This window comes from Clostridium sp. K04 (assembly GCF_019734375.1).
Classification (GTDB): Bacteria; Bacillota; Clostridia; order Clostridiales; family Clostridiaceae; genus Clostridium; species Clostridium saudiense.
Genome location: NZ_JAASHD010000030.1, coordinates 36,373 through 47,875, shown reverse-complemented (window position 1 = coordinate 47,875; position 11,503 = coordinate 36,373). Strand labels below are relative to the sequence as shown.

General features: G+C 27.2%; 11 protein-coding genes. All 11 read right to left on the bottom strand.

Annotated features, from left to right (window positions below; translation table 11 throughout):
• Positions 1-234: 234 nt before the first annotated feature.
• The 11 genes from HCG70_RS12645 to HCG70_RS12595 all read right to left on the bottom strand — a co-directional run bounded on the left by HCG70_RS12645 (position 235) and on the right by HCG70_RS12595 (position 11,420).
• A complete protein-coding gene (locus HCG70_RS12645; protein WP_042398208.1) occupies positions 235-390 on the bottom strand; it encodes a zinc-ribbon domain-containing protein in 156 nt (51 codons plus the stop codon).
• Positions 391-538: 148 nt separating this feature from the next.
• A complete protein-coding gene (locus tag HCG70_RS12640) occupies positions 539-1,045 on the bottom strand; it encodes a CarD family transcriptional regulator (RefSeq protein WP_055275875.1) in 507 nt (168 codons plus the stop codon).
• Positions 1,046-1,222: 177 nt separating this feature from the next.
• Positions 1,223-2,686 (bottom strand): YdiU family protein, encoded by a 1,464-nt coding sequence (locus tag HCG70_RS12635; RefSeq protein WP_221697842.1) that lies wholly within the window; start codon positions 2,684-2,686, stop codon positions 1,223-1,225.
• 271 nt (positions 2,687-2,957) lie between these two features.
• Positions 2,958-4,511: an AAA family ATPase gene (locus HCG70_RS12630; RefSeq protein ID WP_196048645.1), complete on the bottom strand. Its 1,554-nt coding sequence runs from the start codon at positions 4,509-4,511 to the stop codon at positions 2,958-2,960.
• Positions 4,512-4,772: 261 nt separating this feature from the next.
• Positions 4,773-5,768 carry a hypothetical protein gene (locus HCG70_RS12625; protein WP_221697841.1) on the bottom strand — a complete coding sequence of 332 codons (996 nt, stop codon included), beginning with the start codon at positions 5,766-5,768 and terminating at the stop codon, positions 4,773-4,775.
• Positions 5,769-6,122: 354 nt separating this feature from the next.
• A complete protein-coding gene (locus tag HCG70_RS12620) occupies positions 6,123-6,530 on the bottom strand; it encodes a cupin domain-containing protein (RefSeq protein WP_055291617.1) in 408 nt (135 codons plus the stop codon).
• 20 nt (positions 6,531-6,550) lie between these two features.
• Positions 6,551-7,312, bottom strand: a complete 762-nt coding sequence (locus HCG70_RS12615) for a carboxymuconolactone decarboxylase family protein (protein WP_221697840.1) — start codon at positions 7,310-7,312, stop codon at positions 6,551-6,553.
• An 83-nt stretch (positions 7,313-7,395) separates the two neighbouring features.
• Entirely contained in the window at positions 7,396-8,214 is an 819-nt protein-coding gene (locus tag HCG70_RS12610) for an MBL fold metallo-hydrolase (RefSeq protein WP_221697839.1), read from the bottom strand.
• 35 nt (positions 8,215-8,249) lie between these two features.
• Positions 8,250-9,134: a LysR family transcriptional regulator gene (locus HCG70_RS12605; protein WP_055275859.1), complete on the bottom strand. Its 885-nt coding sequence runs from the start codon at positions 9,132-9,134 to the stop codon at positions 8,250-8,252.
• A gap of 64 nt (positions 9,135-9,198) precedes the next feature.
• A complete protein-coding gene (locus HCG70_RS12600; protein ID WP_055291619.1) occupies positions 9,199-10,428 on the bottom strand; it encodes an MFS transporter in 1,230 nt (409 codons plus the stop codon).
• A gap of 14 nt (positions 10,429-10,442) precedes the next feature.
• The gene (locus HCG70_RS12595) at positions 10,443-11,420 is read right to left on the bottom strand and encodes an aldo/keto reductase (protein WP_055291620.1); all 978 of its coding nucleotides are present in this window, start codon (positions 11,418-11,420) and stop codon (positions 10,443-10,445) included.
• Between the last annotated feature and the right edge of the window lie 83 nt (positions 11,421-11,503).

Here is an 11,503-nt window from a genome sequence, read left to right as displayed (position 1 = left end):
TACCTTTATTTAACCTGCAAAAATCAATTTTATTGTAGGTTTGTTTACCATACAATAAAAAATTCAAACTTATATAAATTTCAAAGAGCGAGCAATTCTATGAAAAATCAAGCTATTTTTTCATATCAACTTAACAGATTCAGAATCCTTTCTAAACTATATGTCAAATCTGTGGTATTCTAAATACATCAAAAAAGGAACTACTTAAAAAGTAGTCCCTTAAACTTAACAGAATTATCTTCTATTTTGTTGTTCTTTTTTAGCTCTTCTACAAGCAACACATCTTGTTGGTTCATTAGTGAATCCTTTTTCTTTGTAGAATTCTTGTTCTCCAGTAGTGAATACGAATTCAGAACCACAATCTCTGCATACTAAAGTCTTATCAGTCATATAAATTTCCTCCTTTTCAAAGACAAATACATTTAATAATATAAGCTTCTAAGTAAGTAGAAATTTACATACATATATATATTAAAATCTTTATTTTTTTGGCTATGTTTATTATTTTATCATAATAAATTAAAGTTGCAAGAGTTTTTTATTTATTATTTGAAAATACATCTAAATGTCCATCTAAAAACTCATTAGCCTCTTCAATACTCATCCCTTTAACTTCAGATATTTCTTGAACTACAAAGCCTCTCGTTGAATTTAATGTTTGACTTTCACTTGAATTTGCATTTCCACAGTTTTTAACTTGTGTTAAGTTACAAACTACACTTAAATAATCATCGAAAGTTCCATTTTTAACTTTCTTACTATTATTTTCTTCTCTTTCTCTTTTAACAGATTTTTGTAGATTATCAACTTCTTCAGTATAATTAACTATATCTTTAAGACTATTATCAATTTCCTCTGAATCACTAACTAATCTAATATTAGCATTTTCAAATCTACTAGCTGGTAATTTTAACTTCATTGTACTATTTACTATGTCTATTTCGTAAAAGTTTTGTTTCTCACCTTTAAACTCTCTTTCTTCAATACATGAAATAATACCAACACCTTGACCTGGGTAAACAATTTTATCACCTACATTGAACATATAATTACCTCCTTATATGTTTATCATTATATTATATCATACTTTTACAATTTAAAGTTGATTTTTTCATAATTTTATGTATACCAATTATTGGATTAATATATTTATATAAAATAAAAAATTAATCCTGAAAATAATATTTTATCTACAAGATTAATTTCCTCCCTATTTTTTTAATTACGTACCACAATATGTTTTATAAGGACAAGATGGCACTTCTGGTATTTTTGAGTACTCTTCACTTATATTTGAATAATCATAAGGATTCTTAAGAGCTTCTAAAAACTTATTTATAACACTATAGTCATTATTATTTACTGCAGCTTTTATTGCATTCTCTACAATATAATTTCTTGGTATTACTGTTGGATTGTTTGATTGCATAAGTTTTTTAATTTCATCTCTAGATTTATTTTGTTTAGCTAATCTAGCTTGCCATGATTCATACCACTTTTTAAAATCATCACTTTTAAAAATACTCATTTCTTCTAAATTACCTAATGTTAAGTTTAAAAAAGTATTTGTATAATCAGCTTTAAATTTATTCATTATAATTAAAAGTGATAAAATTAAATTTTCATCTTCCTCTTCTTTATTAAATAACCCAAGCTTTGCTCTCATTCCATTAAAATAATACTCATTATATAATTTTCCATAGTTTGATAATGCCTCTTCAGCTATTTTAATTGCATTATCTATATCATCATCTAGTAATGGTAGTAAACTTTCCGCAAATCTAGTTAAGTTCCAAACACCAATTTTAGGCTGATTTCCATAAGCATATCTTCCATTAATATCAATAGAACTAAATACTGTATTTATATCATATGAATCCATAAATGCACATGGACCATAATCTATAGTTTCTCCACTAATTGTCATATTATCAGTATTCATAACACCATGAATAAATCCAACTAGCTGCCATTTTGAAATAAGTTTTGCTTGATTATTTATAACCTCTTTTAGAAGATATAAGTAAGGATTTCCTTCATAGGTATCTTTTTTAAAGTGTCTATTTAAAGTATAATCTGCTAGTTTTTTAAGATCTTCAACATCTCCAAAATTTCTTGCAAATTGAAATGTTCCAACTCGTATATGACTTTTTGCTATACGTACTAATAATGCACCTTCTAAAATTTCTTCTCTTATTACATTTTCACCAGTAGAAATAACTGCTAAACTACGGGTTGTTGGAATTTTAAGCCCATACATACCTTCGCTTATTATATATTCTCTAAGCATTGGCCCTAAAGCTGCTTTTCCATCTCCACCTCTTGAATATTTAGTTTTTCCTGCTCCTTTAAGTTGAATATCAAATCTTTGTCCATTTCTTGATATAAATTCACCTAAAAGTATAGCTCTACCATCTCCAAGCATTGTAAAGTGTCCAAATTGATGACCTGCATAGGCTTGTGCTATTGGTGTACTTCCTTCTAAAAGTTTATTTCCTACTAAATACTGTATTCCTTCATCACTATTTAAAAACTTTAAATCTAATCCTAAATCTTCTGCTAACTCTTTATTAAATTCTACTAATTTAGGATTTAATATTTTTTCAGGAATTTCTTTTGAATAAAATATATTTGGCAATTCACAGTATGTATTTTCTAATTTTAAGTTTTTATTATCCTGTATCATTATATCTCCTTTTTTATTTTTTTTATTTTATCATTATTTAATATTAGTATTTTGTATTATCTTAATATATATTCATTAGTTTATACAGTAGCTATATTTACTAATTTACTAATACTTAGATGATATAAAATACATTAAAATGACATTTAATATAAATTAAGGGACAGTAGGTATATTGCTATGAAAGCAACTCTATCTACTGTCCCAAAAAGCCACCGACTTAGCTAGTGGAAATTTATTTTTTATCCATATATATATTATCTACTTATTTTTACACCCAAATTGCAAATATCTTTTTACTATCAACCATTATTGTTTCACTTTTATATTCTTTCGTCTTATTAAAGTTATAAATAATAAGATAGCCACAATCTAATTCATTAATCTCTAAATAATCACTTAACTGTTTAAGACCTTTTTTGTGATATTCCTCACCTCTCCAAATCTTAAGCTCTACTAAATACTTTTCTTTTAAATAAGTAATTACAACGTCTAATCTCTTTTCTTCTGAAATTTGTACTTCTTTAAAGTCAAAACCAACTCCATTTATTATTGGTTTTATAAATGCTAAGAATAGAAGTCTACCTTCTCTTTCTATAAATTTAGAATCAATAGAACTATATTGTTCCTTAATAAACTGTTGGAATCTTAGAAGAATCTTTTTAAAATCTAACCCTGTAGAAGTTATAAAGTTTTCCTTAAAATTATAAGAACTCATATCAACTTTATTTTCCAACTTAGAAGAATAATAATTATATAATCTTTGTTCAAATATTCTATTTGATATTTTCACTTTTCCGTCCTTATTTATAAAATATCCAAATACATTTCCTAAATTAATTATAGGATTATCAAGATTAAAACTCTTTTCTTCTCCATTCATTATTAGATCAAATATATAGTCTTTTAACTCTTCATTATTTTCAACATTTTTTATTAAATCTTCAAACAAAGTATTACGCTCTGATAATAAGATTTTATTTGCCTTAATTATATATTCTTCTGTCCATTCTAAATTTTCTTTGTTAAGTTTTTCATCAATTATCTTGCATATTCTAGTAACTAAAAAAGGGTACCCACTTGTATATCTATATAATAACTGTGCTATATTTCTTGTATTCATAATTACATTTTTCTCTGAAGAATACTCTTTTAACATAGATTCTATTTCTTTCTCATTAAATTTCATATCTATGTCAAAATCAACCGCTATGTTCCAAGGACTATTATATTTCTTTTCATCTTCATTTCTAAATTTTAGTTTTAAATTTCTTATATCATATACTCCAGCTAAAATTACACTACTAAAAGTTTTATCTTTTCCTTGTTGCCTTAACAAATACTTATTTCTAAGCATTCCTAAAAAGCTCAAAAATAACTGATTATTATAGCTCTTATCTACTTCATCAATAAATAAAATAACATCTTTCTTACTATCTCTAACAAACCTTGTTATAAGCTTAGATAAGTCTCTTAAATTATCAATATCATTTTCATATCCTAATAACCTTTTACTTTCTTCTTCGTTTGTAAATTCCAAGCTTTCTGCCATTAATTCTATAAATACCTTAGAAAATGTTTTTTCTTTAAGAAAGACTTCATCCCCTATCCCTTCAAAACTCATGCTTACTACCAAGTAATCATTTTTCAGTCTCTGTTCTAACATATACATAGTTGTAGTTTTTCCATACTGTCTTGGTCTATTTATAATAAAGTAATCTTTTTCTTTTATCAGTTCTATAATTTTATCAAGTTTATCTGTTATATCAACCATATAATGCATAGTTGGTATACATACACCAGTAGTATTGAATCTTTTTTTCATTAATATCGCCTCCTTTTTAAATAACATATATAAGATTATGTTAATTAATATTTTCTACAATCAAACCTTGCTATATCTATATCATCTTAAAATACATTTTTTCTCAAATGTAATTTTGTATAACTTTTTCCTTACAAATCATATCTTAAAAGAACATTCTTATTCATAATTTTATATTATTACTAAAAAAATAACTAGACTCAAACTAAATAAAATTTTATATAATTATCAAAAACATATAAACAATTTTCCTAACGTTTATTAATCTATATAATCCTCAATATTAATACCATTTCTCTTCAATTTCTCACTATAAGAACAATGATTATTATAATAATTCATCCACATATCACCAGTATCCAAAAAGCGTCCAATGCCATTAGGCTTGTTCAAAAAATTCACCAAACTCCATCTATAATCATAAAAATAATCACTTTCAAATACCAATCCATAATTATTTATAGCATTAACAATTTCATCTACAGAATAAAATTTCAGAGCATTATCCATAGCCCCCTTAACTTTAGAGTCTAAACTCCCTATATTAGCTATACCTTTGTCATTCCAAGTATTTAAAATATATATATATAATTTATTATTTATATTATTATTAATATTATTATTATTATTATCATAACAACTAGTATCATTTGGGTATCTACCTCTGCTAAACCCTTTATTTTCAACACTTTCGTTCAAAATAGCACCTGGTGTTTTAAGGATACTAGTATCATAATAATCACCACTACCAGTACCTCTAGAGATACCAGTACTAGTATCATTTATATAACCAGTACTAGTATCACTTACATAACTACTACTAGTGACATTTTTATTACCTGTATCTATTTTATTACAGGTACCTATACTCCCAAATACCCTGGTACCATTCCCTATTTCACCCCTAGTTGTTATTCCACAACTCAAACAATCGTTACTATTAGAATTCATAGTATCGTTATTTTCAATTATTTCATTAGAAACAATTTCATCATTTATCATATAATCCTTAACTATTTTATAACTGCTAACCCTTCCTTTAGTTTTAATAATTTCTATATAACACTTTTCTTCTAATGCTCTTAATATATTTGAGATTTTTACTTTTCTTTTTGTTTGAAATTTATCCATTAAATATTTTAATGGAACAGTTACTATATTTTCTTCTGTCTTTAATGTGTCAAATAAAATTAACATATACCCCTCATTTATATTTATCTCTTTATCATTTAAAATTTTCCCTACACAATTATCCATAGTACAGCCCCCTTAAATGGCAAATATTTATATATGTATCTATATTTTACACTATCAATGTTGCAATAATATTGCATTTTGCACCTAAAACAAAAAAATTTTGTTAAATTTCGCAACATCTATCATATTTCATTATTTATATTGTCTTATGCATAAATTTTTAATTAAAATCAGTTCCTTATTATTGTTTTTATAATTAATACCTATTTAATAGTATATTGTTTACGTATAAGCTCTAGCTTTCCCTCCATATAATTAACTTAAAACAAAAAAAACATTCTAGTAGATATGAAATGTCTACCTACTAGAATGTTTTTCACTAATACGAATTATTTATTATTTTAACACTTTTAATTATTTTAACTTACAATAAATTTCATCGCTAACAGCTTCAAGCCATTCATTACTTGCACCTTCTGCTGGTATCTCAATAGCTAGATGACAGAACCAACTGTCTGCTGCTGCACCATGCCAATGCTTAACTTCAGCTGGAATATTAACAACATCCCCTGCTTTTAATTCTCTAGCTTCTTCTCCCCATACTTGATAATATCCTCTTCCCCCAGTAACAAGTAAAATCTGTCCACCCTTATGATGAATATGCCAATTATTACGACATCCTGGTTCAAAAGTTACATTACCAATACTAACTCCTTCAGTTGTTAACATATTTAAATGTGCATTTCCTATAAAATACTTAGAAAACATTTCTGGTAATGGTTCTCCCATTTTAAATACACTTAAATTCTTATTATCACTCATCTTAAACCTCCCTTTAATACCTATTTAATAAATTCTTTTGCTGCTGCATCAACACATTTTAATGCATTTAATGAGCGTGGATAACCAATGTACGGTAAACATTGTGAAATAATCTTAATTAAAAACTCCTTGTCATTTCCAATTTTCATATTTGCAGCAGCATGTGAAGTCAATTGTGGTTCACACCCACCTTGTGCTGATAAGAAACAAAATGTAATCATTTCTCTTTGCTTATAATCAAGCCCTCTACGAGTGTAGTAATCTCCAAAGCAGTTAGCCGCTAACCAATAATTAATATGACGTTTTTCCTCTTGTCCAGACTTCCAAAAATCCTTCATATTATCTCCAAAAATATCTACCTGTACTTTTGTTCCAGATTCACGTCTATTTTCTCTATTAGTAGTTGATTGACCTTCAAGTGGCAATTTAATTCCTCTACATTTAAGTATTTCATTTGTAGCTTTTAAAAATGGAAATACACGTGCCATACCAAGATAAGCAACTGCTTGATATACAATTTCCTTAACTTCAATTGGTGTTACTTCAAAGTTAAGTGCAACTGGAAGAATATCTTTATATATATCAATTCCTTGACATCCTATAAGAGTTGCTATAATTGCCATAAATCTTGTTTTATCATCTAGATCATCTTGATTAACTACTTCATCAAAAGCAAAATTTTCAAATACCTCAACAAATTCTGGATCAGTTTCACCAAACTCCGAAATACAACCTAATCTCATTTTTTCACGATACTCATTTGTTTTATTTGTAATTTTCATAATTAAACACCTCCATTTATTGGAATAACTTTATAATAGAACTTTAAGTTAACTCTAAGTCAATATCTAATTATAGGATTTTATTATTTATCATTTTTGCTATCTAACTTAAAAACTTCTCCTGCTGCAAGTATATTAATACGCTCTTGATTTACTACTCTTCCTATTAAATCAGCCGGGTCTCCATTAAAAGCATTCATTTCTGGAGCATCTACTGTTCCCCAATGAATTAAAATTAACTCTGCATCAGGATAAGTATTAGCAAGTTTAACCGCATCATCTAATCCAATATGCCATGAGTTATCAGAAAAATCTAATAATATTACATCAGGAAATGGCATTTCTAACTGCTCATTTAATAGTCTTGAATCACCTGGTAACCAAATAGTACCTTCTGGAGTATCAATCCAAAATCCACAATAATCTTCAAACTCAAATTTTCTAATTTTACTATACTTACTACTTTCATTTTGCCATGCATGATCAGCAGGTGTTAATTTTACATTTAAATTTCCCACCTTAAAACTTTCATATATATCATGACCAATACCATTTAATCCTTCTTCCTTCATTAATTCTGCTACATAATGTGGTCCATGATATGAATTACATACATTAGAAAGATTTTTACATGTAGTTCTACTAAAATGATCATTATCACAATGTGTAATTAAAACAGCATCTAAATTAGGAACCTCTTCAGACTTAATTGGCATATCTACTAATAATGGTAAATCAAATCCTTCTAATAATGGATCAATCATTATTACTGTTCCATGTGAATTTATCATTATTCCTGCACTTGATAACCATCGAATTTCAGTATCATTTATTTTATCAAAAGCCTCTCTCAAAATTGGTATAGTCTTTGGAGCTACTGCTTGCTTTTTTACGTTTCTCATTATTCTTAATCCCACTTTCATTAAATTTTTAAAACTTATTTTTCTTTAAAAGCACTTTTAATTTCTTCTATAAATTTAGTTGTTGCAGAAGAAAATATTTGATGTTTTTTCCATACAATCACTGTTCCAGTTTCAACCTTTGGAAAAATTGGTTTAAAACAAATATTAGTTTCATCATTAACATTAATTAAATTCTCTAAACTAAAAGCATATCCTAACCCTTCTTCTACCATAACAGAAGCATTTAAAACAAGATTATATGTTGAAATAATATTTAACTTATCATAATTCTTACCAAACCAATTAAAAATTTCATTTTGAATCATTCCACGTCTTGAACTAATTAAGGGCTTATCAATTAAATCATCAGCTGTAACATAATCTTTACTAGCTAAAACGTCATCTTTTCTCATTAAAACGCCCCAAACCTCTTTTTCCTTTAGACGTACAAAATCATATTTTGAAATATCTACTGGCTCAGTTAAAAGTCCTATATCAATTAATCCTTTATCTATTTTCTCTTTAATATCATCAGCATTTGCACTATATAAGTTATACTGAACTTGAGGATATAAATCATGAAAGTCTTTCATTACTTTTGCAAGGCTATGCATAGAATTAGTTTCTCCACTACCAATGAATATTTCTCCTGCAATAATATCCTCATAATTTGAAAATTCATTTTCTGTTTTTTCAGCTAACCCTACTATTTCCTCTGCCCTTCTTCTTAAAAGCATACCTTTATCAGTTAAAACTATTTTACTTTTACTTCTTATAAAAAGCTGAACCTTTAGCTCTTCTTCTAGTTGCATTAGTTGTCTTGATAATGTAGGTTGTGTTATATTTAAACTTTCAGCTGCCCTTGTAATATTTTCTTCTCTTGCAACAGCTAAAAAATATTTTAAAACTCTAATTTCCATGTTATCACCTCTACTTTTGTATATTATACATTATTTCCCTCGAGCTTAAATAATTATATACAATTTAAGATACTAATTTTTCTCTATTTATGATTTTATTTTCTTTAGTAATAACAAAAGTTAAAATTAAACATATTGTATTAATTCCTATAGCTAATATAAATGAAAAATTATATGAGTTTGTAAAATCATATATATAACCTACTAATGTTAATGCAAAAGCTGCACCTAAATTTGATAAAAAAGATATAATTGGAAATACCTTTGAGTAATTATCTATTCCAAAGAAATACTTTGTTAAAACTGGTAGTCCTACCGCACCAACTGAATATATAGATCCAAAAAGGAAGGCACCAACTATTATCATTGATGATAATCCACTCATAAGTAAAATAACTCCTAAAGTATTTATTACTATCATTGTAATACTTGCTTTAACTGGTCCAATCTTATCACTCATAAATCCAATTACTAGCTTTGAAATAACATTCCCAAGCATCCCTGCTGATAATAAGCTAGCTCCTACTGATGCACTATATCCTATTGATTGTGCAAAACCTGGTAAATGCTGAGTTATTCCTGTAATTGTTGTATTTATAAGTGCAAATATACAAAAGCTTATAAATATGGTTGTCATAAAATCAAATCTTTGATTTTTATTAATATTTTTATTTATAATTTCATTTGTGCTATAACCAAAAGGTAACTTACCTTCATCTTTTGCAGTAACTTCAAATGGATAAATAACTGCTGGTAAACATAATGCAAGAATTATTCCAGCTTTGACTATATAAGCAGTTTCCCATCCTAACACTTCAATACATCTAGCTAAGATAGGTGAGCAAATAGCTCCAGCAAGTCCACTAAAGCCAAAAACTATTGATGTAGCCAATCCATGATTCTTTTCAAACCACCCATTTACTATCATTGTCAAAGGCACAATTGAAAATAAACCTGTACTAAATCCTCTTATAGCACCTAATAAATAAAATATATAAATATTTCTTGAATAAGCCATCATTCCAGTAGAAATAACTGAAATTAATACACTAAGTATTAAAATTAATTTATATGAAAATTTATTCATAATTTTAGGTACAATAAGTGCTGACATTGCAGTTACAATAGAAAATATAGTCATATGCATGGAAAATGTTCCTCTCATAATTCCTAAATCTTCAGATACAGGAGTATAAAACACTCCTGATGAATTAATTGATATTCCAATTGAAGATGCAGCAAGTCCACAACATACAACTAAAACAAGCCAAGGCTTAATATTATTTTTATTCATCAAATAACCCTTTCTTATTCATGTCCAACAATATTATGTGGAATATATTTCTCTTCAAGATATTTTATATCTTCATCAGTTAATTTAACTTTTAAGGCTTGTTCAAAATCATATAAGTATTTTTCCTTTGTAACTCCTACAATAGGTGCTGTAACTCCTTTGCTCCATAACCAAGCAATTGATACTTGCGACTTTGTTACATTATATTTTTTTGCAATTTCAGAAACTCTTTCAACGATTATTTTATCGCTTTCTTCTGTAGTATCATATTTTACTTTTGCAACTTTATCCTCTTTAAATCTCTTTGAATCTGAATTCCAATCACGAGTCAATCGACCTGCTGCTAATGGACTATATGGAACTAAAGCTACCCCCATATCCTTACATAATTGATTCATTTCTCTTTCCTCTTCACGATATAATAAATTATAATGACCTTGCATTACCGAAAACTTTGTCCATCCATTCTTTTCAGCTATATATTGAGACTTTGCAAATTGCCATGCATACATTGATGATGCTCCTAAATATAAAACTTTTCCTGAACGTACTAAATCATTAAGTGCACACATAGTTTCTTCAATTGGTGTATTATAATCCCATCTATGAATGTATAAAATATCAATATATTCTACTCCTAAACGTTTTAAACTTGCATCAACTTCATTCATAATAGCTTTTCTAGATAATCCTGATTTGTTTGGCCCTTTTCCCATTGACCCACTAACCTTTGTTGCAATAACAATCTCATCTCTACTTGCATAGTCTTTTAATGCACGTCCTAATATTTCTTCACTAGCTCCTAAACCATATACATTTGCTGTATCAAAAAAATTTATTCCAATATCTAATGATTTTTTTATTATCTTTCTAGATTCTTCTTCATTTAATACCCAACTATGAATCCATTTTTCTGGATCTCCAAAACTCATGCATCCTAAACAAATCTTTGATACTTCTAATCCTGTATTACCTAATTTTACGTATTCCATATATTATTCCTCCTTAAATCACTTTCTTTTACCTTATACTAATATTTTATTTTACAATTCCAATAATGTCTAATACCTATAAT